Below are 26,247 nucleotides of genomic sequence, written 5' to 3' on the forward strand. Positions count from 1 at the left end.
TTTATACTAATTTCTTTTTGTGAAATATTTAACAATTTGCACAAAAAATAACAAAAATCCTAGTGATTTAGTTTGCTTTGTGAGTTTGCCTCATCTTCAAGTTGTAAGGGTTGTTTTGGCGGCCAGAAGAAATCTAGCGGACGGGTAGAAAAATGGGTAAATATAAGTTTTGCCAATGGTTTCCATTGTGAAAAACGAACTTGTCTTGCTCTGAGTGCCACAATAATGGTGAGCGTGAAGCTGACAAATAAATTGGTCAAACCAATACACAACACCCCAAGGAAAGACACTATGATGAGGCCAATATCAGGTGAACCATTGATGGTCATTAAGCCTTGAATAAAGTTAGCAGCAGCAAATGCAATATGGCGGATATCTAAAGGTAAACCTAAGATAAAACCAATGGTTCCCATACTTCCAAGCATGATCCCAAAGATAAAATTACCCGCTAAAGCGCCTAAGTTTCGCTCTATATAATCTGCAAATTTGTCCAGTCTGGCTTGTCCCATCATTTTTTTCAATTTTATGTGGGCTTTTAAGCGGGGACCGACTTTTCGATAGACTGACATATTGTCAAAATATCCAGCGATTAATCCTGATAAAAATAAACAAACACCGGCAATTGCTGCATGAGGAATTGCCAATGAAGTAAATGGATTTAGACTGGCGAGTAAGGTTGTGGCTTTAGCATGCGTCAAAAGTGGTTCATGCATTGACAGCTGCCATAGATAGGTAATTAATGCGGCAGTAGGAATCGCAATCGAAATATTTCCCAGAATTGCAATAAACTGGGTCCGAATAATATTAATAATCAGTCCGGCAAGTTCAGCAATTTGCGCTGTTTTTGAACCTTTTTGGTGCTGAACTGTTGATGCAAGTGCGGCCGCCGTCATCGCAGGCTGTTTGGTTGCTACAGTAAAGTGTAAAACATGGATCAGGATAAAACCCAATGAATAATTCATACTGTAGAGAAAGGCATGCAAAAATGGCGCAAGGACTAAACGTGCAGTCAGTATTTTCAGGGTTGCCATGGTTGCAATAATCGCACCTGCACCTGCAGCTGCTTTATACATGCCAAAGAAACCTTTCTTATCGGTACTTACATAATGTTCGCCTGTCTTACTGGCATTTTCAGTGACTTGTAGTGCGATTAACTCACTGTTGGTTTTAAGTAAATCACGCACACTGGTTTCACTATAGTGTGCATTGACTAAGTCCGTGAGCAATTCACCGCAGAGCTGATAACGAATCTGATCATCTTCGACCAGAAGATTGAGTAAGAGTTCAATTCGATCAATACATTGTTCTAGTAGCGAGAGTAAATAAGTCAGGCTTAAGCTCACCCCAATCCGTTTAATTGCTCGACGGATTTTCTGTACCACATCACGACATTGTTCAATCATGACCAACGCTTGGTCTGCATCGGGAGGAATACCCACAGCAAATTCATCTTCATCGCGATGTTGCTTTTTATACGCTTCTATAAACTCAACAATTTCACGGTTTTGAACTAAAAAAGGTGATTCATATTCTTGAAGTTCGGGGTAGGCATTGATAAATTCAGGATATAAGCCAATACCACTGATTCGATAGGAAAGCACAGTGATGGCTTTGACAATATCGCGTTTAATTCCCAATTTATCGTTTTTATAACGATGACCTTGATTGAGTAATCGGAACAATTGTTCCCATTTCTTTTCACTGATATTTTCCAGCCAATATTTATCACTACGCTGGTGAAACACTTTGCCAACCAAATCTTTGAGATCTGATTCGTCTGTTAATAAAGGTAGAAAATGTGCACCAATCCGTTGCCCAAGCTGATTCCAAAAGCCGTCTAAAGATAAAATCCCACTATCCGCATACAAGCCTGCTTGTTTATAGTGGTTTACCAGCTTGAGTAAGTAGCCTTGAAATGCAGAAGATGCATTGGGTGTAGTGAGCAGTGCTTGAATTAAAGCATCAAATTTATTTTGACTTTCTTCTAAATTGTGGCTGTCGCTGGGTCTGATACGATTGATTAACTCAATTAATATATCAGGATTGGGAACAACTTTTATGCTATCAAGTTGTTCCTGCATAAGGAGGAAAAGATCATTAAATTGTATATGCATAAGCCTTGTTAAATTTTATTGAATTCGATGTAAGGCAAGTTGCGCTAAATTATACAATGCCTGGCGATACTCAGATTCAGGCAAATGATTCAAAGCCTGAATCGCAGCTTGAGTTTCTTCTGTGGCACGGCGACTACAATAATCTAAAGCACCTGAGCTCTGAACAATTTCAATCACACGATCTAAATCGCCTGTTCCACCAGTTGCGATACTTTTACGGATAATTTCGTGCTCTTCACCCTGGGTATTTGCTAAGGCAGAGATTAAAGGTAAAGTGGGTTTACCTTCCATCAAATCATCACCAATATTTTTACCTAATGTTTCAGCATCAGAGGTATAGTCTAAAATATCATCAATAATTTGAAAGGCATTGCCAAAATGACCTGCAAATAAACGTAATGGTTCACGATACTCAGGTTTCCCTGCAATGATGGCAGCACCTTCAGTTGCAAGTTCAAATAAACGAGAAGTTTTACCGTGAATAATATCTAAATAAGTTTGTTCAGTCGTTTCGGGTTGATGCTGTGCTTGAAGCTGTAACACTTCACCTTCGGCAATTTCACAAGTGCCAGTCGAAAAGTCTTTGAGCAAGATCATATTGTCGAGATCAACCAGAAGATCAAAAGCTCGAGAAATCAGAAAATCACCCACCAACACAGCAGTTTGGTTGTTCCAAGTTGCGTTTGCAGTTGGACGGCCACGACGTAAACCAGATTCATCTACAACATCATCATGTACCAATGTTGCGGTATGCAGCATTTCAATGATTGCTGCCAGTTTGCGATAAGGGTCCATCTGTAGATCTGTTGCACCACATGCTTTTGCTGCAAGTAGGCACATGATTGGACGCATGCGTTTACCGCCAGCTTCAACAACATGTTTACTGACGGCCATCACTAAAGCAACTTTTGAGGTAATCCCTTCATTAATAAACTTGTCCATTGCAGCAAAGTCGGTTGCAACTGGAGCGAGAATATCTTGCTTAAAGTCGATGGTCATCGGGTGGGAGCCTCATGCAAATGCGTTATAAGTTGCTAGTGTAACAATTAACATGTCTGAATGTTGCTTTTGCAAGCAGACATCGTGCCTGAATCTTAATGATTTGTTCTTTCTTTGTCCAAAGATGAATAAAGCATTGAACATTCAATCGATCATTCTTTTGAGCTACATAGTAGCGGATTTGTTTTAAAAATCTATTTCAATTTTAGCTGTATCTTAAAAAAAAATTCATATTATCAAAGGGGAAATCTTAAAAAAACCGTTTTATGTAGATTATTTTCTATACAATGATAATATTTGCTGGAAATGACTTGTTGTTTAATTCATTATCACTTAAAATCTTTGCCCTTGAATAACCCCCAGTGGCGTTCGTCTTAAGATCGATATATTCCTTTATCGGCACGACGACACGGGTAAGTTGGAGTACATTATGTACGCAGTAATCCAAAGCGGTGGTAAACAGCACCGTGTTGTTGAGGGTGAAACCCTTAAAGTAGAATTGTTGAAAGCTGAAACTGGCGCGACTATTACATTTGATGATGTATTAATGGTTGTGAATGGCGAAAGCATTCAAATCGGTGCTCCAGTTGTAGCTGGCGCAAAAGTAACTGCAGAAGTGGTTGGTCACGGTCGTCATGACAAAATTCGTATTGTTAAAATGCGTCGTCGTAAGCACTACCGTAAACAACAAGGTCACCGTCAATGGTTTACCGAGTTGAAAATTACTACGATCGCAGGTTAATCACTAGGAGTATATAGACATGGCAACTAAAAAAGCCGGTGGTTCGACCAAAAACGGTCGTGATTCGAATCCTAAAATGTTAGGTGTTAAAATGTACGGTGGTCAAGCTGTGACTGCTGGTAACATTATCGTTCGTCAACGTGGTACGGAATTCCACGCTGGTACAAATGTTGGTATGGGTCGTGACCATACTTTATTTGCTACTGCTGACGGCGTAATCAAATTTGAAGTGAAAGGTCAATTTGGCCGTCGCTATGTATCTGTTGAAGCGTAAGCTTTAATAGTGCAAAAAAGCCCGCTTTATTGCGGGTTTTTTTATCACTTTTTTTTATTATTAAAGAAAAACCCATCTTCATCATGATGAATAATTTTCAACATATTGCACCAATAACAATACAAAACTTCTTATTTTCTCAATTATTACTGACTCAATTTGGTTTAAGATAAGCAATCTAATAAATTACATTCTGTGCCAAATATTATTTGAATATTTTAATTGAGGTACAGACATAGAAAAGGTGAACATATGAATATGCTTCGTAAAACGATGGGTGCAGTGGCTATAAGTGCAGCGCTGTTTGCACCTGTAATGAGCACAACAGTTTTTGCAGCAACTGCTGCTTCGGAGCAACAAGCAACTGCCAATCTGGTTAAACAACTCAGTGGTGTAAAAAGCTTTACTGCAAATTTCGAGCAAACCACAAAAGCGACTCAAACAGGTAAAGTTGCACAGAAAAAGGGTTTAACCGCTCAGCATATGAATCAAACCTTTAAAGGTACAATGAAGGTTGAACGTCCTGGTAAATTCTATTGGGAAACCACCACGCCCGCAAAACAGACTATTGTGACTGCAGGTCGTACAGTGTGGATTTATGATCCTGACTTACAGCAGGCTGTACGCCAAAGTTTAGATGAGCAGGTTGCCAATACACCAGCATTACTCCTCAGTGGTAATACAGAACAAATTCAAAAGGCTTATCGTATTACTCAGCCAAATGCAGGTAAAACTTACTATACCTTGTATCCAAAACAAAAAGATGGTGCTTTCCAAAGTTTGACGATCAGTTTTGGGGCGAAAAATGCACCGACTTTAATGATCTTGCAAGATTCTTTAGGTCAAACAACCACTGTGCGTTTTAACAATGTACAGGTCAATGCCGCTATCCCTGCGTCTACCTTTAATTTTGTGCCGCCTAAAGGCACAGACATTATTGATCAATAAACGACTTTGATTGAATAGAAGAGCAACCGTAAGGTTGCTTTTTTATGCCGATTAAACAGAACACAGCAATAGACTCAGTCATGTTGATCAGGCGAAGGATGGATGTCTTTCAAGGAATACGGTAGCTTTCAATACAAGATTATTCTATGCTCAAACAAGGGTTTGAATATAAAAACTGAGATGCTATATGTATCGCAAAACACAATTGAAACTCAAACATTACCCAAAGATGACTGCGCAAAAGTCATTTTTGAATGTTTTGAGACAAAAGTTAATCTGCATGATTGGGCGATTTTTAAGACAGCATCGTCGTGATAAAGAAGTCAATCTTTATCACAAAAAGCTTTACCAGCCAGTTGAAGAAATCATCACAACCACTTTAAAAATATCAGGAATTATCCCATATCATTTAAATGGCTTATTGTTAAGAATTGGCTCAAATCCGATTGGAGTAGAAAAGCCTACATTATTTGAGTGGTATCTTGGTCATGGAATGATTCACGCGCTTAAATTACAAGCGGGTAAAGCAATCTGCTTTAAAAGCAGTATGCTGGCCACAGATACGGTGCAGCAATATAAACAACAACCAGCAATAGGCGGCTTTCGCCGTGGTGCACATGATGTTGTAAATACCAATGGGGTTTCATTGTAATTGGGTTGAGACCCATACAAATGTAGATTCCAATCAAAATGACAATGTTGGCGCTAATTTGAATAAAAGAGTTAGCACATCGGCAGAAACAACAAAATTTCAATAATTAACAATTATGAATATTAATTTAAAGGTTCTGGTTTTATGATAGGGCTATTACTAAATATGCTTTAAAGATATAGAAATGAAAGTAAATTTTAAAAGTGGTCTGATTTTTTTATCTCTTTTATCCAGTATGCTCATGGTTAGCGCATGCCAAGAAAAGCCAGCACCTCAAGCAGATCAAGCTGCAAGTACGACTCAACACGCGCAAATACCGCTGATTCAAGCCAAGGTTGAACGCGTCAATGTGGTAAAAAAACAGTTTTGTGATGAAGATGGTTGTACGCAATATGATTTGCAAACTGTTAAAAGTAATGTGCATTGGCTAGATGAGTATTTTCTAAATCGTATTAAAAAAGATGTACCTGGCGCATTTGAGAAAGATCAAAATCATGCCCAAGCTGAAAGTGAAGCGCAATCTTCACCTAAAGGTTTAAATCAAAATTCAATTTATGTTCGTTTTATTTCACAACAAAATAATTTAGCCACTTTTGTGATCCAGACTTATACCTATGCAGCAGGTGCTGCTCATGGGATGTATCACAATGAATATGTGACATTCGATCTAAGCACGCAAAAGCGCCTCGCCCTAACTGATATTCTTAAACCAAACGTCGAAGCAAAAGTTGCTGAACAGCTTTATGATGCTAATGCGAATTGGTTGATTCAAAAAGATATTACGCGTGATAAATTGCAGTTAAGTGATAATTATTATTATGGTGTAAATGGTCTGGTTTTTGTTTATCCATTGTATGAACTTACCTCTTATGCAGAAGGTATGCCTGAGTTAAAACTGCCGTATCAAGTGGCAAAAGATTTGATTAAAGCTGAGTATTTACCAAGTCTACCTCAAGTCGAAGCGACTGTAGAAAAACCTGTTACACCTTAATTGTCTTCAAATCATACAATTCATGTATGTCTAATGCTCTGTCACTGTATTTTTTACAGTGAAGAGCTTACACTATAGTCAGTTTTTTTCTTACCCTTTAGATTGACTATGATCGACCCGAAATTAATCAGAAATAATATCGAGGCTGTAAACTTAGCCTTAGCCAAACGTGGTGTACAACTCAACGTTGAAGAATGGGCATCACTAGAAGCTCGCCGTAAAGAAATTCAGTCTAGAACTGAAAACTTACAGGCAGAGCGTAATTCGGGTGCGAAACAAGTTGGTCAAATCAAAAAATCTGGTGGCGATGCTTCAGAAATCATGGCACGTATGGGTGCGATTGGTGATGAAATTAAAGCTGCTGAAGTTGAATTGAATGAACTTCAAGCTGAATTAGAAGCAAAACTACTCTCAATCCCAAACATGCCACATGAGTCTGTGCCAGAAGGGAAAGATGAAAGTGATAATGTTGAAGTTTTAAAGTGGGGCACACCACGTCAATTTGATTTCGAAATCAAAGACCATACAGATCTTGGCGAAATGATGGGTGGTTTGGAGTTTGAAACGGCAACCAAATTAACGGGCACACGTTTCAGTGTATTGAAAGGTCCATTGGCGCGTTTACAACGTGCATTGACCCAGTTCATGCTGGATACCCATACCTTGAAAAATGGTTATACCGAAGCTTATGTACCTTATCTTGTCAATGCAGACTCATTGCGTGGTACAGGTCAACTGCCTAAATTTGAAGAAGATTTGTTTAAATTACAAGGCGAAAAAGAATACTATTTGATTCCAACTGCAGAAGTTCCAGTGACGAACTTTGTCCGTAATGAAATCATCGATGCTGACCGTTTACCGTTGAAATATGCTGCGCATACGCCATGTTTCCGTAGTGAGGCAGGTTCTTATGGTCGCGACACTCGTGGTTTAATCCGTCAACACCAATTCGACAAAGTTGAAATGGTTCAAATCGTAAAGCCTGAAGATTCAATGGACGCTTTGGAAGCATTGACAGGTCATGCAGAAGGGATCTTACAAGCTTTGGGTTTACCATATCGTAAAATCGTTTTATGTGGTGGCGATATGGGCTTTGGTGCGTGTAAAACTTATGATTTAGAAGTTTGGGTACCAAGCCAAGATACATATCGTGAGATTTCTTCTTGTTCAAATATGGGCGATTTCCAAGCACGCCGTATGATGGCGCGTTATCGTGCAGACCAAAAGAAAACTGAGCTGGTACATACCTTGAATGGTTCTGGCTTGGCTGTCGGTCGAACATTATTGGCTGTGATGGAAAACTACCAACGTGCCGATGGCTCTATTGAAGTGCCAGAAGTGTTACGCCCGTACATGGCTGGTGCAACATTTATCGACTAAATGTCGAAAACTCGATATTTGGTTCAGTTTTGTGCATAAATATTGCTTAGTACAATCAGATTTGAACTTTTGAGGAACACTGTGGAAATTTTCCCAATTTCATTAAAACTACAAGGGCAACCTTGTCTGATTGTGGGTGGTGGGCATATTGCTTATCGCAAAGCAGTATTACTTGCAAAAGCAGGTGCTGTAATTCATGTGGTTGCACCAGATATAGAGCAAAACCTTTTAGATATTGTCCATTCAACTCATGGGCAATATCATGCCGATAAATTTGATCCTCAAATGAGCTTAAGTAGCTATCGTTTGGTGATTGCTGCAACCAATGATAAAGCTGTCAATCAAGCTGTTTTTGAAGCTTGTGAAGATTTAAATGTGTTGGTCAACAGTGTTGATGATCCTCCACATTGTCGCTTTATGGTGCCGGCGATCATTGATCGTTCACCAATGGTGGTTTCAATTGCCACCAATGGTGCTTCTCCTGTTTTATCTCGCCAGATTCGTACCCAGCTTGAAGCGTCTATTCCACATGGAATGGGTAAACTTGCTGATTTTTCTGGGAAATGGCGTAAAGCAGTTAAAGAACAGATTACTAATCCTGATGAACGTCGAATATTTTGGGAAGATTTATATGCCAGCCCTTTAAAAGAGCAGGTGTTTAATGACAATCTCATAGAGGCGGATCGTCTAATTGAACAAGCTTTAACAAAATGGCAAAAACCAAAAGGTGAAGTTTATTTGGTAGGTGCAGGGCCAGGTGATCCTGAGCTATTAACCTTAAAAGCACTTAGATTGATGCAGCAAGCGGATGTGGTGATTTATGATCGCTTAGTGTCCCCCGCGATTTTAGAATTGTGTCGTCGTGATGCTGAAAAAATCTATGTGGGTAAAGCACGTTCAAATCATTCTGTGCCACAAGATGGGATTAATGCATTACTGGTCAAATATGCCACTGAAGGCAAACGTGTCTGCCGTCTAAAAGGTGGTGATCCATTTATTTTTGGTCGCGGTGGTGAAGAAATTCAAGAGCTTTTTGCAGCCAATATTACGTTCCAAGTTGTTCCGGGCATTACCGCTGCATCAGGGTGTTCAGCTTATGCTGGGATTCCGCTTACACATCGTGATTATGCACAAAGCGTTCGTTTTTTGACGGGACATTTAAAAGAAGGTTCACCTGAGTTACCTTGGAATGAGTTGGTTTATGAAAATCAGACATTGGTTTTATATATGGGCTTGGTGGGACTAGAAAAAATTTGTGAAAACCTAATATCACATGGTCAACGTCCAAATATGCCAGTGGCTTTGATCTCCAAAGGGACAACCCCGGATCAAAAGGTGGTGGTTGGAACTTTGGCAGATATTGCATCAAAAGTTGAAGAAAACCATATTCAAGCACCTACTTTGACCATTATTGGTGAAGTGGTGAGTTTACGCGAACAGTTACAGTGGCAATAATATCTGCCTAAATTTTTCTTTAAAAACAGACATGGTCTTTTTTAAAGGACTTAGGTTGTATTCTGATAAGTAGAGATCTCCCGTGATTCATGTTGTTTTATACGAGCCTGAAATTCCTGCAAATACAGGGAATATCATTCGTTTATGTGCCAATACAGGTGCACAATTACATTTAGTCAAGCCTTTAGGTTTTGAACTGGATGATAAGAAGTTGCGTCGTGCAGGATTGGATTATCATGAATGGGCACATATGAAAGTTTGGGAAAACTTTGCTGAGTGTTTGGATCATTTAAAAGGGCAGGGAATTGATCTTGATGCGATTTATCCTTTAACCACCAAAGGTACTGAAACACCACATACCTCAGATTTAAACCGACCTGTGGCTTTATTGATGGGGCCAGAAACACGTGGTTTACCAGAAGATGTTCGTATGATGTTCCCTCAGGCGCATTGGATTCGTTTACCTATGGCACCGAATTCACGTAGTCTGAACTTATCGAATGCCACCGCAGTAATTCTATATGAAGCATGGCGTCAGCAAGGGTTTAAAGAATTAAAATAAAAATCACAACCCATCGTATAGATGGGTTTTTATTCATATTCATTTATGATTGCCTTTTTGGGCGGATCAAGGAAATTTGACTTGAATAAACGATTTCATCCGATTGGGATTTGCCTTTGAAATCCCTAATCCGAATATTTATTTTAATTTTTTGTCCTTTCTTCGCTGTGTAGCGAATGTCTGAGATGATCTTATCTTCTAACACCGTTCCTAAATAGTGTTGACAGCCTGTATCAGCTCGATGAGAAACCTGTGCTTTTTTTACAAGGCCTTTAAAAGAGATAAGATGGATATGACCCCTGTGTGAGAGTGCATCACTTCTAGCAACAGCTAAGGTCTCTATAGTCGTATTCTCTAAAAGCTTCACCACCAAATCACAAGAGTTTTCATAAGAAGCAAACGCACGATGGCTGCATAGGGTTAGGATAAAGAGGAATAGTATTTTCATTATTTTTTCCATTTAACATGTTTTATTTATAAGATGTTAAGTGTATTGCACTAGGTAAAATTTTTAGTTGAGTGCACATTGTACTTATAGCATTGGAATTGATGATTCATGCAAAAGTAATGACTCTTTGCTGCTTAAATTGTATCAAAGTGTCTTTGTGCAAAGGATCACAGCATGTATTGGATTGATTTCATAGCAGAGCTGATTAATTATTTATCTGGTCCTAAATAGGTCACCGTTTCAGATTTCGGTATACCTTTATAATCTGTGATTAAGATATTCAATTTAATTTTTTGTCCTTTTTTAAATTCTGAGCGATTCGGGAAATCGCTTAAATTTTCTTCTAAGACTTTGCCGATATAGTGTTGACAACCACTATCTGCTCGGCCAGCGGCTTGCGCTTTTTTTACAACACCTTTTATGTTGAGTGTTGTTTCCTCAATTTCACCTAAGCCATCTTTGTTGATATATAGCGTACGTGTAGACGTATTTTCTAAAAGTTTAACCTCTAAATCACAAGAATTTTCATAGGACGCAAACGCACTATGGCTGGATATTGTCAGCATAAAGAGCAGTGGAATTTTCATTATTTTTTCCCCTTTGATATGTTTTATTAAAATGATGCTGAGTTTATATCATGCTTACAACATATCGAGCTGAGTATAAGTCATGTTTAGAGTGTTGAGATTTATGCTTCCTGCAACAGTGCTGGCTCATTTTTTGCTTGAATTGCATCAAATTGTTTTTGAGCACGAATGATATGTTGCACATTGCCTTCAGCCCAGAGCTTAAATGATAAAGCGGTTTGTGCAAACTCAAAGCCTAGAGAGGTTAATGCATATTCAACACGAATCACATTGTTTTCATGAATTGTACGGGTGATAAATCCATCTCTTTCCAGAATTTTTAATTTCTGAGAAAGCACTTTAGGTGAGATCCCTGTTAAGTTTTTTTTCAGTTCATTGAAGTGCTGAGAATCTTGATGAAGTCGATAAATAATCATCAAAACCCACTTATCTGCAAATTTTTCAAAAAAAGATCGTGCCGGGCAATTTGGATGAAAAATATTAAAATTGAATGTATTAGTCATCAATCTTTACCTCAATTTGGAAAGTTATAACCAAGAAATGACCAGTTACCATGTAGTAACTAATTGATACTAGATTTCAAAAGTATATCATAAATTAATCAGGTCAATACAACTTCTGCTGATTGATAGCGTTGATCGACCGTTTTATATTTATGAGCGTGGTTTTAATGAAAATAACAGATGCGGTCGTTTTTATTACGGGTGCAAATCGTGGTCTAGGTTTAGCGCTTGCCCAGCAAGCGATACAACGTGGCGCCAAGAAAGTTTATGCAGGAATGCGTAATCTTCAAGATTTTAATCAACAGGGTATTATTCCGATTGTTGTAGATGTTACAGATCCCGTATCTATTCAAAAAGCTGTTGCAGAATGTGGTGATGTCAATCTATTAATCAACAATGCAGGTATTGCACGCTTAAATGAAAGTCCTGTAGACGCAAATATTGCAGCAGTGACACGGACGGTTTTAGACACCAATCTTTATGGTGTGATCAATACGACTCAGCAATTCTCTCCAATTTTAGCAAGCCATGCTGAAAGTTATATCGTCAATATTTTATCGGATGTGTCTTGGGAACCCAGTACGATGCTAGCCAGTTATGCGATTTCTAAAGCGGCAGCATGGTCATTTACCAATTCAACTCGGCAATGGTTAGCTAAAGCCAATGTTCATGTGATGGGGGTACATGTCGGTTTTATCGACACAGATTTAACCCAGTCACTCGATATTGCCAAAATTTCACCACATACAGTGGCGCAACACGTATTTGATGGAATTCAACAAAATGCCTTTGAAGTGTTGGTTGGGGAATCGACCCAACAACTCAAACAAGGTCTAACTGCAACCCCTCCAAGTTATATCAAACATTAATATACCTATCATCTAGATCAGAGGACTTATCATGTCAAAAATCGCTGTTGTTTATCATTCAGGTTATGGCCATACCAAAGTCATTGCAGAAACTTTTGCCAATGAAATTCAGGCAACGCTCATCGAAGTGGATCAAGAGGGCAATATTCAAGATCAGGATTGGGACACTTTAGATGCCGCAGATGCAATCGTATTTGGTGCGCCAACTTACATGGGCGGTGTACCTTGGCAATTTAAAAAATTTGCAGATGCATCTTCTAAGCGTTGGTTTACTCGTGCATGGGCAGACAAGGTTTTCGGTGGTTTTACCAACAGCGCAAGTTTAAATGGCGATAAGCAAGTGACATTAATTTCTTTACACACCTTGGCTTCACAACATGGTGGTATTTGGGTCAGTCTTGGTTTGGCACCTTCAAACACTAAAAGCGCTACACGTCAGGATGTAAACAGCTTAGGCGGTTCTGTAGGCTTATTGGTTCAATCACCTGCTGATGCCAGTACAGATGAGATTCCAAGCGGTGATTTAGAGACTGCAAAACAATATGCAAAACGAATCAAAGCGATTACGGAAAAATTTATTGCAGCATAATTGCAGTTGATATGACTAAAATAAGAAAGGCGCATAAAGCGCCTTTCTTATTTGATTACATATGCAATAATCAATTATTCATGTTCATTGTGTTGTGGTGCAGGGTAGCGGAAACCACGAGTTTTATAGGCTAAATAGGCAACACCTAATACAGCCCATGCAAGCCCGAGTTTTAATGCCATTTCATCAATTTCTAACCACATCAAGAACACGCTGGCAAAACCAAGAGATGGAATCACCACATAATTGATGATTTCTTTCAGTGATTTTGTTCTGCCGTCACGTAAGGCGTAACGTGAAATCACAGAGAAATTCACAAAACTAAATGCAGTTAAAGCACCAAAGCTAATTAAGTTGACAATATGTTCAAGGTCAAGAAAACCCGCTGATAACGCAACAACACCAACAATCAAAATATTATAAGTCGGGGTATGTAATTTTGGACTAATATGACCAAAAATCTTTTTGTTAATGACGCCATCACGACCCATTACATACATCAAACGGGATACCCCAGCGTGTGCAGAAATACCAGAAGCCAGTACAGCAATGACCGCAAAATACAACACTAACTTTTTAAATGCGATGCCTGTAATTGCCGTTAGAATGGTTGCATTGCCAAGTGCTTCAAGCATCACAGGTTGAGATTCATCCAGCGGATTAAAGTAAAGATTGGCATTACTTGGGAAAAATAGCTGAATAAAATAGGTACTAAAAATAAAGATAATACCCGCGATCAACGCTGTAGAGAAAATTGCTTTTGGTAAGGTTTTTTCAGCATCTTTGGTTTCTTCTGCAAGGGATGATAACGCATCAAAACCTGTGAAAGAGAAACAAAGAATCGTTGCACCACCGATTAACGCACCAATTGCAGTCATTTCACTCCAGAATGGAGCAAGTGACCATAATTCAGCTTTATCTGGGTTTAAGGTGCCATCTGCGTAAATACCCTGAGTTAACAGTAAATAAACTTCATAAACAAAATAGAAGATGATCGCAAGTTGCACCACAACAATGGTACTGTTAAATCGAGCAACAAAACGTGAACCAAATAAGTTGATCACAGTCATAATTGCCGTCAGTGCAATGACCCAGATCCAGTTATTCACATCTGGGAATAAGGCTCTTAAGTAAATATCAGCCAAAATGATGTTGACGAGTGGAGATAATAAATAATCTAACCAAGAAGACCAGCCAACCATAAAGCCGACATTCGGGTGAATCGATTTTTGCGCATAGGTATAAGCAGACCCTGACGAAGGGTAGCGCTTGATCATATGACCATAACTGATAGAGGTCAGAAGAATGGCAACGAGCGCAAAAATATAAGAAGTTGGAACATGTCCATGGCTTCCGTCGGACACTAAACCAAAGGTATCAAATAAGGTAAGTGGCTGAATATACGCTAGACCAATAATGATAATATGCCACAGCACAAGATTTTTTTTCAGTTTTGCTGTGGATTGAGTCCCAGAGATATCTGTCAACGGCGTTATCCTCTTAATCGTTGATCAAGGATCAGTCATATTTATAAGGATCGTTTGAGACGAACGATCCCCCCTAAGAATAAAACAAAAGTGCGCCAATCTACTCTAAAAGGTCACATTTGTCAGTAACTTTGTTGGCTTTTTTAGCAGAAAACGTGCCATCTTGATCAAAAAATAAGTGACTGCCCATTCTGCAAGATAAAAGCCCGATGTTTAGATAAACATCAGGCTATTTACTATCGGGGGCTGTCAACATTTCATCTGTAGACTACATCACTGCAAACATAGACTTAGTGCCAATAGCTCCCTCTATATTGTCGCAATTTTAGACAATTACCAAGCTTTTTCTAAGATTGACTTTAAATCTTTAAAGGTTGCTTCTTTCGGATTGAAAATAATTGAGCCGTCATTGAGTGCTTTTTCGGCAACTTCATCCAGCTGTGCTTGAGTAACTTTACCTGTTTCACTCAAGGTACGTGGAAGCTTAGTCAAATGATAGACACGATCACGCATGGTATTTAACGTCTCTATGGCCTTATCTGCACGCTGGTTTGCAGGGGTCTGTGCGTAAATATCAGCACCAGCAAGTGGCAATAATAGATCGGCAATCTTGTCACCATTCACTTCCTTGTTGTATTCCAAAACATAAGGAAGAAAGAGATTCATACATAAGCCATGAGGCAAATGCGCTACTGCACCTAAAGCATGACCAAGAGAATGCACAATACCAACCATAGAGTTAGAAAATGCAATGCCTGCCATTGTTGAGGCTTGAGCAAGTTCTAAGCGACCTGTTGCATCACTAGGATGATCCAGTACATCAAATAAACTTGTACTGATCTTTTTGATAGCAGCAGTTGCATACGCATCGGAAATTGGATTGGCTGCAATACAGGTATAGGCTTCTACAGCATGTGTCATGGCATCCATCGCTGTCATTGCTGTCAGATGTGGTGGCAATGTTTGGGTCATACGCGGATCGAGAATCGCCGCATGCGGCATTAAGTAATTTGAGGCAAATGCCATTTTTACATTTTTTTGATTGTCAGATACGACCGCAGCCAAGGTCACTTCTGAGCCTGTACCTGATGTCGTAGGAATCACAAAAAAAGGTTTAAGTGGGCGAGGGAGGTTGTGTGCACCTGAATACTTAAGTAAATCATCGCCACCCTCAGAGACTAAAATATTGGCTGTTTTAGAGGTATCAATAACCGAGCCACCACCCACAGCAATAATCGCATCACAGTTATTTTCACGATACGCTTGTGCTGCAGCACGAACTGTTTCAAGGCTTGAATCAGGTGGAACATCATCGAAAATAATGCCAATTTCAATATCAGTAGATTCAAATGCAGCTTCAATAGGTGCTAAAAGGTGATTGGCACGCACACCTTTATCGGTGATGATCATTGGGCGTTTAGCGCCTAATGATGCAAGTTCGAAAGGAATATGTTCGAGTGCAGCATGACCAGCGATCACTTTTACAGGACAGAAAAATTCGTAATATGGTTTAGCCATGTGTTAAGCACTCCCTTTTAAATATGATTGGGCAACTTTAAGATAGATATTTGCAGCGCCCGCTAATTTTTCTTTTAAACTTAATTCTGATGGATATTCTTTTACCGCGAGTTCAGCAACCAGTTTAGGTAAAATTAATGCTTCCATTTTATTCAGACAACGCACTAAACGGATGGCGTGTGCCACATCTCCATCTGCGATCATACGGTCATTTGCAAAAGCTTGAGCTGTACTTTCCTGAAATGAAAAGACTAAAAAAGCATGATGAACATGTTTGAAAATAATCGATAGATCCGGCTTAGCGTCTAAAGATTTAACCAGTTCAAGTTGCTTGTTTTGATTGACTCTGGCAATAAATGAAGCGCCGTTTGGAAAAACTTTCATTGATAATGTAAAACCAACAGGGAGTACAGATACTTCATGTTTAATTTCATCATCAACTTGACTCGCCATGACCAAACCTCTGCCAATCACATCCATCATGAGTTTGACATAGGCTTGTTCTAAAGCGGGTTTGATAGATTTACTTGAAATCACTCGTTAGTCCCTTATATAAAATTGTACTTTTGTTTTAGAGTAATTACTCTAATTTGTTTTCAGATAAAAATAAAGCGATTTATTTGTGAATGACTTCATGGTCATTTGATTTTTTGTCGATGACTTCAATATCATTAAAGTAACCACTCTGTTGAAAATACTCAATCACATCTTTTGATAGTTGCTCGTAATCAGGGTAGTTTTTAATCAAATCGCTGACACGGACCATTTCTAAACCTGCATAACCACATGGGTTAATGGTATGGAAGCCATCTAAGTTACAATCAATATTTAATGCTAACCCGTGATAACTACGTCCTCTGCGGATTTTAAAGCCCAGTGAACCAATTTTACGTTCGTTGACATAAACACCTGGTGCATCAGCTTTGGCATAGGCATCGACATCATATTTCTTGAGCAGATTGATCATTAAGTTCTCTGCATAAGTGACCAATGTACGCACATTCCATTTCAAGCGATTTAAATCAAACATGAAATAAATCACCATTTGACCAGGACCATGCCAGGTAACTTGTCCACCACGATCTGATTGAACAACAGGGATATCACTGTGCATTAAAATATGTTCAGGTTTGCCGGCTTGCCCCTGAGTCAGTACGTCAGGATGTTGCAAGATCCAAAGTTGATCTGGAGAGTTTTCATCACGTTGTTCAGAAAAAGATTTCATTTCCTGAAAACGCTCGGCATAAGGCGTTAAGTCTTGATATTGACGAATAATCAGATGTGGTTTTAGAACAGCATCGTTCACAGACAAGTGCCCTTAAAATATAGAAATCGCTTTAATTATAAAGAAATTTAGTTTGGAAAAGTGAAAGCAATTGCTGATCATTTGCAAATAAGCCAGCAGGGCATATTCCCCGATAAAATCAGGGTGCAAAAAAACACGCCATTGTGGCGTGTTTTTTAATTCATTTCAGCATTACAAGGCAGTACGAATATGTTCGCAAGCAGCAAGGTCAGCATACAAGGCATGCACTTGCTCAAGCTCTTCAAAACGTAATTGAGCCGTAATCGAATGATATTTACCAGTACGTGATGGTTGTACAACAAGTGTCGCTTCATTAAATTCAGGGAAATGTTTTACCAAAATTTCAACTACAGCACCACGTAATTCTTCACCCGCATTACCAATCAATTTAATTGGGTAATCCATTGGAAAAACCCAAAGATCTTCTTGTAATTCGCGAGATGGAGTGCGGTCTAACATTTTTTCACCTCTAATTTATCAACAATGCCTGCATAAGTGCAGGCATTGTGTTTCTCTTAAATACTTAATGGGGTTACTCGATTGATTTTCAAGTCCCGAAAGTATTCATAGATTGAACAAATTCAACTTAGTCATTTTCAAGGAACGAACGTAAATGTTCTGAACGAGAAGGATGACGAAGTTTACGTAAAGCTTTGGCTTCAATCTGACGAATACGTTCACGTGTTACATCAAACTGTTTACCTACTTCTTCCAAAGTGTGGTCAGTCGGCATGTCGATACCAAAACGCATTTTTAAGACTTTCGCTTCACGTTCAGTTAAGTTTTCAAGTACTTCACGTGTTGCTTCTTTTAAGCCTTCTGAAGTCGCAGCATCTACTGGAGAAGTGATGTTGCTATCTTCAATGAAATCACCAAGATGAGAATCTTCATCATCACCGATTGGCGTTTCCATAGAAATTGGCTCTTTAGCAATCTTAAGCACCTTACGCACTTTAACTTCGTCCATTTCTAGACGTTCACCTAATTCTTCAGGAGTCGGTTCACGACCCATTTCTTGAAGTAATTGGCGAGATACACGGTTGATCTTGTTAATCGTTTCGATCATATGTACAGGGATACGAATCGTACGTGCTTGGTCCGCGATTGAACGGGTAATCGCCTGACGAATCCACCATGTTGCATAGGTCGAGAACTTGTAACCACGACGGTATTCAAACTTGTCTACCGCTTTCATCAAACCAATGTTACCTTCTTGAATCAAATCCAAGAATTGTAAACCACGGTTTGTGTATTTTTTCGCAATTGAAATTACCAAACGTAAGTTGGCTTCAACCATTTCTTTCTTGGCACGACGAGCTTTGGCTTCACCAATCGCCATACGTTTAGAAATGTCTTTAATTTCTTTAACGTTTAGATCAAGGTCTTTTTCAATATCAGCAATCTTTTGTTGGAATGCCAATACATCTGGACGAACTTTTTCTAAATAGCCTTTTAGTTCAGCAGGTGCTTTTGCAATTTGTTCATCTAACCAGGCAGGATTTGATTCCTGACCTGGGAATGATGTACGGAATTGTGTACGATCCATACGACCACGACGAACTGCATAACGCATCACTTCACGTTCAGAGGTACGAATTTGTTCGTGCGTGCCACGAATCATTTCTGAAATGATGTCAAATAAACGCGGTGTAAATTTAAACATCATAAACACAGTTGCCAGTGCTTCCATTGCCTCAGTACCTTGAGTACTGTTACGGCCATGTTGCGCAATTGCGACTTTTGCACTGTTCCAAACTGCTTCTAGCTCTTCAAAACGCGCTTTCGCAATTTCAGGATCTGGACCAGATTCACCTTCAGAATCGTCATCACTTTCAGACTCTTCTTCTTCGTCTTCATCATCCAACTTCACTTCTTTAGTCGGTTTTGCAGAAGTATCTTCTTCTTCAACGATAACTTCAGCTTCGTCTTCTAAAACTTCTGGAATCACTTCGTCAGATTCAGGATCTAAATAGCCTGATAAAATATCGGCAAGGCGACGTTCGCCAGTTTCATAATCTTTATATTCTTGTAAAACAACTTCTACAGCATTTGGCCAGTAAGCAATTGAATGTAAAACGTCACGAATACCTTCTTCAATACGTTTGGCAATACTAATTTCGCCTTCACGTGTTAAAAGTTCAACGGTACCCATTTCACGCATATACATACGTACTGGGTCAGTGGTACGACCTGGCTCATTTTCTACAGAGGCAAGTACTGCAGCAGCTTCTTCTTCTGCAACTTCATCGCCAGCTTCGCTATTCCCTTCGAACATTGCATCGTCAGTTTCAGGTGCACGTTCATGAACTGGAATACCAACGTCTTGAAGCATTTGGATAATGTCTTCAATCTGTTCGCTTTCGGTGATCGAGTCTGGGAGATGATCGTTAACCTCAGCGTAGGTTAAGTAACCTTGTTCTTTGCCTCGGCTAATAAGAGCCGCTACTTGGGAAGTAGGGGAATGCATTTCGCTCATCTTTACTCTCTTCTCGTTGAATCTGTGGCAATGAAAAACCGTGCGTAATCGCACAATCTGTTAAAATACATCTTTGAATAGCTCGCATATTCCATCGGAAGAAATCAGCATAAAACTGTCCGATAAAATATTCAGAATTTAAATTCAATCAAATAGGTGGGGGTGAAATTGTTATTTTCAAGATCATCCCGTGCGATTTCTATTCAGAAAATGTCATAAAATAGTAAGACGCAGGGTGGATTATATCATTACATAAAATAGGGCTCGAAAAAAGCCCAAATTCGCATTTAAATGTAAAAAAAACGGAAAAAACTTGACAAGTTTTCTGAAGACAGATAAATAGCGCCTAGACCCATTCACTTTTTTTCATTATGAGGTAGTTTTAGTGTCTTCTACAGATTTTGAACTAGATGATAACTACGGTGATGATGATGTTAGTTTCGATGAGTCATCAAGCAAAATTAGCGCCAAAGAATCTTTAGAAAAGCGACGTTTGATCGATGATTTACTTGCTCAACGTCGTTTAGAAAAAGATTTAAAAGATTTTGATTATGACATTGATGATGACGATGATTTTGATGACGAAGATTAAAAATTCATTGGGCATGGCGTGGGAAAATGCTATGCTTAAATCTGATACAAATTTACTGGAAACAAAATGAGTGCTTTAGATTTAGACCTACTGAGTGATTATCTAGATGGTGACCAAAATGAATTTGGTCTAGATTTCGCAGCGACTCATGGTTTCTTATGCGCAATTGCGGTTGGTCCTACTTTTGATAAATGGCTTGATGAGCTATTTGATAATAATCAAAAGAAAGTTCCAGCAGAAATCATTGTACAAATCAAAGCATGGCTTGAAGCGATTCGTCAAAACTTAGCCAATGAAGAAGGAATTACATTTCCTTTTGAAATTGAAGAAGCTGATGTTGAATCAAGCTTAGGCGACTGGAGTGTTGGCTTTGTCGATGCAATGTTCCTGAATGAAGAAGCTTGGTTTGCACCAGAATATGAAGATCAAGTTGTTGATCTCACACTACCAATGATGGTGTTCAGTGGTATTGATGATGAAGATCCTCAAATGGAATCTTTCCGCCGCAATGGCCAGTTAATGGACGAGATTGCTGAAGAAATTCCTGAAAATCTAAATGAAATTTATTTGATGTACCACACACCAAATTAATTTGCGCGTATAAAAAAAGCATGCTCACTGAAAAGTGGCATGCTTTTTTTTGTTGGTGATTTACGCCAATAGTTAAAACCGTGCAAATAATAGGCTACAACCTAAAATAAACAGTAAAAGGCCAATCACACGATTGATCACCACTTGGCGATCTAAAATTTTATTTCGTATGCGGGGATGTGCACAAAATAAGGCAATCAAGCCAAACCAAACAAAATGACTCAACGAAATAAACGCACCATAAGCAAAAAGCTGAATGGTCGAATTTCCTGTAGAAGTCATCAGCTGAGCAAATAAACTGATTACAAATAAAGTTGTTTTGGGATTTAGGCTATTGGTTAACAAACCATGTTTAAACGCTTGCCAGCTACTGATACCAACACCAATTTCATCCAGTTTTATTTTTGCCTGCGTGAATGTTTTATAGCCAAGATAAATTAAATAAGCAGCGCCAATATATTGAATTGTTTGTAAAAGATAGGGCATATGATTTTTTAAAAAACCCAGGCCAAGTAGGCTATAACCCACATGTATCCAAACACCGCAAGCAATACCTAAAGCAGTGCTTAATCCAATATTTCGACCATATAAATAACTGTTTCGTGTCACGATAGCAAAATCAGCGCCAGGACTTATTACTGCCAAGCAGGTGATTAAGATAACAGCAATCATTTCATTCACTCATGTATCCTTTTTTACACAGTTTTAATTATTTTTATATTTTTCATATATTTGTATTGGGTTAAAGCGATAATATTTTGATGAAATGCATGATTTTTTGGAATGTATAGTGCTTGCCGTTGAATTCACTCAAATTTCTCAATCGCTCGGAAGTTTTGGTCACATCGAATGTGTGGTGAATTTTTACGATCGCTGTGGTGTATTGATTACGATTGGATGATTTTTATACAGCGATGCTATTTATATATGGTGATCGTGTTTCAATTGGTCGGCATTGGTGAAACGGGGAGTATAAGAAAATATAAACAATAGGCTTCTTTTATAAATCCTGTTAAAACCCATAAATCAACAGATGGTGCCTCTTATCCTAGCTTTTCCTCAGCGAGAAGGAACTATCAAGCTTCATTCCGCATGATTATTTTGATTTATGAAAGCTCTAATGTCTTTGTGGTTATTTTTAGAGTTCGCTGATTATTTGTCAGACAGCTAATGTTAAGGGCTAATGTTAAGAACACAGAGCTCGGCCAAGCAAACACAAATTTGTCTGCTCGACTCAATGCACACAAATAGTGTGTTTTAACTGAATACTGGGTGCACAATAATTTTTAGCGTGCTTTTGATTTTTTATAGAAAAAATAAGCAACTAAAATTAATACAATGACAATGATCACATAGCCCACACGACTAAAAATTTGTTGCATGAGTTCTATATTGTTTCCAAAATAATAACCGACACATGCAAGAAAAGTGGTCCAGATGATTGTCCCTACGCTGCTATAGAGCATAAATTTCCAAAAGGGCATATGACTCATGCCTGCAGGGATACTAATCAAAGAACGAACTGCGGGAACCATTCGCCCAAAGAAAACCACGCGATGTCCATATTTTTCAAACCAATCTAAAGCTTTTTTGACATCTTCAGATTTGATAAAAAGGTATTTACCGTAGCGGTCAACCCAATTAAAAATGCTTTGATTTGGGATTTTTCGACCCACCCAATACAACAACGCGGCAGCAAGCAGTGAACCGAAGCTTCCTGCGATAATTACACCCGATAATAATAATTGACCTTTAGATGCAGCAAACCCAGCTGATGGCATAATCACTTCTGAGGGAATCGGCGGGAAAACATTGTCTAAAAACATCAAAAGAGCAATACCGAAGTAACCAAGTTGCTCCATGATCGAAATAATCCAATCAGTCATTTTATATATAAAAATAGGGCGTTATGAACATGGTATGGTTTTCATTTATCAAAATATAGTGAGAATTTGTTGTGTTGTTAAAATATCTAAATAAAAATCGCAGCCAATGAGCTGCGGTTGAGTGAAGCATTTTAAAATTGATAAAGGTTAGGGTCTGTTGACAATTCGTCTATGTTTGCGACTACGCGTGTTTTTTAGGCGATACTAGGCACGAAATATGAAATTTAGTCATTCTAAATGAGTAGTTCGTAACGACGAAGCGACAAAGAACACGCTAGTCCCCCGCTGCACCTTGCGCTGCAAACAAAGCAGTGCCTTGTTCTTGCTCAGGGTTGTGGTTAAAATTATCTCAGCCTTCGTTATGAAACTCGAAAATAGTCTCGCTATTCTCCATTCATGCTTTACGACGTATACGTCTCATGCTCAATTTTAACCTACAACGTAAGCCATTTATGAAATGCTAACAGCCCCTAAAGACGTTTGCGTTTTGCAGCAGTAATTTGTGATTGACGCATACGGAAACCTTCTTTTTGTTTCTCAGATGTTTTATCAATACAATATTTGCAAGAAACACCATGTTCATAACTTGGTAAATCAGCTTCTTCGGGAACAAGTGGCCAACCACATGCATGACATTTAATATTTTCGCCTTCTTCCATACCATGCGTCACCGCAGTACGACCATCAAATACGAAACATTCACCTTCCCACATACTTTCATCAGCAGGGGTTTCTTCAAGGTATTTTAAAATACCGCCTTTAAGGTGATACACCTCGTTAAAACCTTCTTGAAGCAGTAGCGATGTTGATTTTTCACAACGAATACCGCCTGTACAGAACATCGCAATTTTCTTATCTTTATGCTGTTCAAGTTCTTTTTTTACGTATTCTGGAAATTCACGAAAGGTTTCTGTTTTAGGATCAATCGCGCCTTTGAAGGTACCCGCTTTATATTCATAATCATTACGTGTATCAATCAAAATCACGTCATCACGCGCAATCAGTTCGTTCCATTGTTTTGGATCAAGATAATGTCCAACAAGATCACGAGGTTTCACCTCTACACCTAAAGTTACGATTTCGTTCTTTAGCTTAATCTTCATTTTACGGAATGGCTTTTCATCACTATGTGATTCTTTATATTCCATGCTATTAAAGCCTTCATTCAATAAGAATTGATGAATGACATCAATTGCTTGACGATCGCCAGCAACAGTTCCGTTAATTCCTTCACCTGCAATAATGAGAGTACCGCAAAGGTTGATGGTTTTTACCAAGTCTAAAAGACGTTGTTGAAGATCAGCAGGATCTTGAACTTCTTTGAATTGATAAAGTGCTGCAACAACCCAACCAGAGGTCGCTTGCTGTTCTACAGGTGCAAGCTGTTCTACAGTAGCGTTCATGGAGTACTCCAAATATTTAAGATAGAATAAAATTTAAGGCGCATATTTTAGCGTGATTTACATGAATATGCGAGAAAACCCTAGTCTTTGTAGTGTTTTTTTATTCCCTGAAAAAAATATGGGTTTTTATACTAAATATAGTGCTTTAAAATATTTTATATACCATATATAGTATTGCGAAATGATTATTTCGTGCCAAAAAAGTGTGTCACATCGTTGATGTAAGGAGTAAATTTTGAGTAACGAACGTCGGATACCCACCTTAACGCCATGCGCTGGTCGTTGTTCAACGGTATTTGGTGATTCTGTTTGTCGTGGTTGCCGTCGTTTTAATCATGAAGTGATCCAATGGAATACATATGATTCAGCGCAACGTTTAGCCGTTTGGAAGAGGCTGGATGCACAGCTCGATCAAATTTTAATTCCGATGCTACCTTTTGCCGATTTAAGACATATTGAAGGTTTTATTTTGGGTAAACGTATACGAGTGATGGATTCTGCTTCTAAAGGGCGCAAGTTGTATCATGCATTAAAAATTTGTGAAAAAAATAAACATCTCGCAGAAGAGAGTGGTTTGGGAATTCAAGCGAAACAGGTAAAACCGCTTTGGGATGAGTTTGAACGTCGTGTATTGGCATTGGCCAATGCAAGTTATGATTTTGCATGGTTACGTGCAGACGGTATTCGTCAAAGTATTTTACATTTGGAAGATGTTTAAACTTATTTCTTCAATGATTTATTATTCATCAGCTTGATATTTTGGCTATTTAATTTTAATCAGTGCCACTTATAAAAAATTAAAACAAAAACTGGCGCTGTTATTTCATCGCACTTTAACCAAGAATACCTAATCAATATTAAAAAGCCAGTCCAAAGATTTGAACTGGCTTTTTTACTCTGTCTAAATGTGATGACTTAAAATATTTTCTTAGACATTGTGTTTTAAACGATACTGAACCAATTCTTCAATAGTAATAAGCGTTAAATGATGCGTTTGTGCATATGCTAAAACTTGAATGCCTGAAGCCATTGTTCCATCAGGATTGGTCACTTCGCATAATACACCAGCGGGTTTTAAACCAGCTAAACGTGCCAAATCAATAGAACCTTCTGTATGTCCACGACGGGTTAATACACCACCATTACGACCACGCAATGGAAAGACATGACCGGGGCGATTCAGATCGCTTGCGACAGCACCTGTTTTAATTGCAGCATGAATAGTAGTGGTACGGTCTTTTGCAGAAACGCCTGTTGTTACACCTTGTGCTGCTTCAATGGTGATGGTAAAAGCCGTTTTAAATTGACTTGAATTGTCCTGAACCATCGGTGGGAGTTCAAGGTGATCTGCTAAATCATCGGTAATGGTTAAGCAGACTATACCAGAACCATCACGAATCATACGTGCCATGGTTTCAATATTGAGGGTTTCTGCTGCAACAATTAAATCTGCTTCATTTTCACGATCAAAATCGTCCATGACCAAAACAGGTTTGCCTTGGCGCATATCTTCGATTGCTTGTTCGATACGTTGGTCTGCAGGGGATAGTGCAGAAAAGAAAATTTCGGGTTGAATTAAACTAGACATTGAAACGCTCTCGTAAAGTTAAAATACGGTTGAACATTTCAGGACATTTGAAATAGTGGCGTTACAAAACCTTTTCCAATAGCGAATATTGAAATTTTTAAGCTGTGACGTCGTCTTCTTTCATCCGGACTATACCGTCGGCTTTGGCATTTCACCAAATCTGCGAATCACGATTAAGCGTGATAAGCTCGTGGGCTGTTGGCTCAGGATTGAAAATCCGTCCAATTTACCACCGGTGGGGAATTACACCCCGCCCTGAAGCGATGTGCATTTATTATAGACACTTT

General features: G+C 38.8%; 28 protein-coding genes and 1 riboswitch. Of the genes, 13 read left to right on the plus strand and 15 right to left on the minus strand.

Features of this window, described 5'->3' with window-relative positions:
• Positions 1-59: 59 nt before the first annotated feature.
• Both FHR28_RS18655 and sdsA read right to left on the minus strand, forming a co-directional pair.
• Entirely contained in the window at positions 60-2,114 is a 2,055-nt protein-coding gene (locus FHR28_RS18655; protein WP_216076342.1) for a site-specific recombinase, read from the minus strand.
• Between the two features lie 15 nt (positions 2,115-2,129).
• Positions 2,130-3,113: an All-trans-nonaprenyl-diphosphate synthase gene (gene sdsA, locus FHR28_RS18660; RefSeq protein WP_166783261.1), complete on the minus strand. Its 984-nt coding sequence runs from the start codon at positions 3,111-3,113 to the stop codon at positions 2,130-2,132.
• Between the two features lie 430 nt (positions 3,114-3,543).
• On the opposite strand from sdsA, the gene rplU reads away from it, so the two are divergent.
• The 8 genes from rplU (at position 3,544) to FHR28_RS18700 (ending at position 10,117) form a co-directional block, all read left to right on the plus strand.
• Positions 3,544-3,855, plus strand: a complete 312-nt coding sequence (rplU, locus tag FHR28_RS18665) for a 50S ribosomal protein L21 (protein ID WP_004722561.1) — start codon at positions 3,544-3,546, stop codon at positions 3,853-3,855.
• Between the two features lie 19 nt (positions 3,856-3,874).
• Positions 3,875-4,129 (plus strand): 50S ribosomal protein L27, encoded by a 255-nt coding sequence (gene rpmA, locus FHR28_RS18670; protein ID WP_004722560.1) that lies wholly within the window; start codon positions 3,875-3,877, stop codon positions 4,127-4,129.
• Positions 4,130-4,381: 252 nt separating this feature from the next.
• Positions 4,382-5,077 carry an outer membrane lipoprotein chaperone LolA gene (gene lolA, locus FHR28_RS18675; protein WP_004722558.1) on the plus strand — a complete coding sequence of 232 codons (696 nt, stop codon included), beginning with the start codon at positions 4,382-4,384 and terminating at the stop codon, positions 5,075-5,077.
• A 280-nt stretch (positions 5,078-5,357) separates the two neighbouring features.
• On the plus strand, positions 5,358-5,729 hold the full coding sequence (locus tag FHR28_RS18680) for a carotenoid oxygenase family protein (RefSeq protein ID WP_228722105.1): 372 nt from the start codon (positions 5,358-5,360) through the stop codon (positions 5,727-5,729).
• Between the two features lie 184 nt (positions 5,730-5,913).
• Positions 5,914-6,720: an RsiV family protein gene (locus tag FHR28_RS18685; RefSeq protein WP_166783262.1), complete on the plus strand. Its 807-nt coding sequence runs from the start codon at positions 5,914-5,916 to the stop codon at positions 6,718-6,720.
• Between the two features lie 108 nt (positions 6,721-6,828).
• Entirely contained in the window at positions 6,829-8,100 is a 1,272-nt protein-coding gene (gene serS, locus FHR28_RS18690; protein WP_004722550.1) for a serine--tRNA ligase, read from the plus strand.
• A gap of 81 nt (positions 8,101-8,181) precedes the next feature.
• A complete protein-coding gene (gene cysG / locus FHR28_RS18695) occupies positions 8,182-9,555 on the plus strand; it encodes a siroheme synthase CysG (RefSeq protein ID WP_166783263.1) in 1,374 nt (457 codons plus the stop codon).
• A gap of 82 nt (positions 9,556-9,637) precedes the next feature.
• A complete protein-coding gene (locus FHR28_RS18700; protein WP_166783264.1) occupies positions 9,638-10,117 on the plus strand; it encodes a tRNA (cytidine(34)-2'-O)-methyltransferase in 480 nt (159 codons plus the stop codon).
• A gap of 43 nt (positions 10,118-10,160) precedes the next feature.
• Here the strand turns inward: FHR28_RS18700 and FHR28_RS18705 are convergent, their stop codons facing one another.
• From FHR28_RS18705 to FHR28_RS18715, 3 genes are all read right to left on the minus strand, one after another.
• Entirely contained in the window at positions 10,161-10,565 is a 405-nt protein-coding gene (locus tag FHR28_RS18705) for a hypothetical protein (protein WP_166783265.1), read from the minus strand.
• A 209-nt stretch (positions 10,566-10,774) separates the two neighbouring features.
• Positions 10,775-11,152, minus strand: coding sequence for a hypothetical protein (locus FHR28_RS18710; RefSeq protein WP_166783266.1), 378 nt, complete (start codon positions 11,150-11,152; stop codon positions 10,775-10,777).
• A gap of 101 nt (positions 11,153-11,253) precedes the next feature.
• Complete coding sequence (locus tag FHR28_RS18715) at positions 11,254-11,655, minus strand: winged helix-turn-helix transcriptional regulator (RefSeq protein ID WP_154129498.1); 402 nt, start codon at positions 11,653-11,655, stop codon at positions 11,254-11,256.
• A 167-nt stretch (positions 11,656-11,822) separates the two neighbouring features.
• Between FHR28_RS18715 and FHR28_RS18720 the strand changes: the two genes are divergently transcribed.
• Both FHR28_RS18720 and FHR28_RS18725 read left to right on the plus strand, forming a co-directional pair.
• Positions 11,823-12,524, plus strand: coding sequence for an SDR family NAD(P)-dependent oxidoreductase (locus tag FHR28_RS18720; protein WP_171527379.1), 702 nt, complete (start codon positions 11,823-11,825; stop codon positions 12,522-12,524).
• Between the two features lie 31 nt (positions 12,525-12,555).
• Entirely contained in the window at positions 12,556-13,113 is a 558-nt protein-coding gene (locus FHR28_RS18725) for a flavodoxin family protein (RefSeq protein WP_034615631.1), read from the plus strand.
• Between the two features lie 74 nt (positions 13,114-13,187).
• On the opposite strand, the gene FHR28_RS18730 is transcribed toward FHR28_RS18725, so the two are convergent.
• From FHR28_RS18730 to rpoD, 6 genes are all read right to left on the minus strand, one after another.
• The gene (locus FHR28_RS18730) at positions 13,188-14,600 is read right to left on the minus strand and encodes an APC family permease (RefSeq protein WP_004722537.1); all 1,413 of its coding nucleotides are present in this window, start codon (positions 14,598-14,600) and stop codon (positions 13,188-13,190) included.
• Between the two features lie 333 nt (positions 14,601-14,933).
• Positions 14,934-16,118, minus strand: coding sequence for an iron-containing alcohol dehydrogenase (locus FHR28_RS18735; protein WP_004722536.1), 1,185 nt, complete (start codon positions 16,116-16,118; stop codon positions 14,934-14,936).
• 3 nt (positions 16,119-16,121) lie between these two features.
• Positions 16,122-16,655 (minus strand): hypothetical protein, encoded by a 534-nt coding sequence (locus FHR28_RS18740; protein WP_004722534.1) that lies wholly within the window; start codon positions 16,653-16,655, stop codon positions 16,122-16,124.
• Positions 16,656-16,734: 79 nt separating this feature from the next.
• A complete protein-coding gene (gene lipB / locus FHR28_RS18745) occupies positions 16,735-17,424 on the minus strand; it encodes a lipoyl(octanoyl) transferase LipB (protein WP_166783268.1) in 690 nt (229 codons plus the stop codon).
• Positions 17,425-17,595: 171 nt separating this feature from the next.
• A complete protein-coding gene (locus FHR28_RS18750) occupies positions 17,596-17,883 on the minus strand; it encodes a YbeD family protein (RefSeq protein ID WP_004722529.1) in 288 nt (95 codons plus the stop codon).
• Between the two features lie 127 nt (positions 17,884-18,010).
• A complete protein-coding gene (gene rpoD / locus FHR28_RS18755; RefSeq protein WP_259191535.1) occupies positions 18,011-19,954 on the minus strand; it encodes an RNA polymerase sigma factor RpoD in 1,944 nt (647 codons plus the stop codon).
• Positions 19,955-20,285: 331 nt separating this feature from the next.
• Here rpoD and FHR28_RS18760 point away from each other — a divergent pair, with 331 nt between their 5' ends.
• Positions 20,286-20,492: a PA3496 family putative envelope integrity protein gene (locus tag FHR28_RS18760; protein WP_004722524.1), complete on the plus strand. Its 207-nt coding sequence runs from the start codon at positions 20,286-20,288 to the stop codon at positions 20,490-20,492.
• A 66-nt stretch (positions 20,493-20,558) separates the two neighbouring features.
• Positions 20,559-21,083, plus strand: a complete 525-nt coding sequence (locus FHR28_RS18765; protein WP_004722523.1) for a YecA family protein — start codon at positions 20,559-20,561, stop codon at positions 21,081-21,083.
• 72 nt (positions 21,084-21,155) lie between these two features.
• Here the strand turns inward: FHR28_RS18765 and FHR28_RS18770 are convergent, their stop codons facing one another.
• From FHR28_RS18770 to FHR28_RS18780, 3 genes are all read right to left on the minus strand, one after another.
• Positions 21,156-21,764 (minus strand): LysE family translocator, encoded by a 609-nt coding sequence (locus FHR28_RS18770; protein WP_259191534.1) that lies wholly within the window; start codon positions 21,762-21,764, stop codon positions 21,156-21,158.
• Positions 21,765-22,369: 605 nt separating this feature from the next.
• Positions 22,370-22,945, minus strand: coding sequence for a DedA family protein (locus FHR28_RS18775; RefSeq protein WP_004722518.1), 576 nt, complete (start codon positions 22,943-22,945; stop codon positions 22,370-22,372).
• A gap of 494 nt (positions 22,946-23,439) precedes the next feature.
• The gene (locus FHR28_RS18780) at positions 23,440-24,372 is read right to left on the minus strand and encodes a rhodanese-related sulfurtransferase (RefSeq protein ID WP_034618212.1); all 933 of its coding nucleotides are present in this window, start codon (positions 24,370-24,372) and stop codon (positions 23,440-23,442) included.
• 235 nt (positions 24,373-24,607) lie between these two features.
• Here FHR28_RS18780 and FHR28_RS18785 point away from each other — a divergent pair, with 235 nt between their 5' ends.
• Entirely contained in the window at positions 24,608-25,090 is a 483-nt protein-coding gene (locus FHR28_RS18785; protein WP_004722515.1) for a DUF1289 domain-containing protein, read from the plus strand.
• 210 nt (positions 25,091-25,300) lie between these two features.
• Here the strand turns inward: FHR28_RS18785 and ribB are convergent, their stop codons facing one another.
• A complete protein-coding gene (gene ribB, locus FHR28_RS18790) occupies positions 25,301-25,960 on the minus strand; it encodes a 3,4-dihydroxy-2-butanone-4-phosphate synthase (protein WP_056514369.1) in 660 nt (219 codons plus the stop codon).
• Between the two features lie 108 nt (positions 25,961-26,068).
• A riboswitch (FMN riboswitch) is annotated at positions 26,069-26,226 on the minus strand.
• Positions 26,227-26,247 lie beyond the last annotated feature (21 nt).

Source organism: Acinetobacter sp. BIGb0196, assembly GCF_011759595.1.
Lineage (GTDB): Bacteria > Pseudomonadota > Gammaproteobacteria > Pseudomonadales > Moraxellaceae > Acinetobacter > Acinetobacter guillouiae.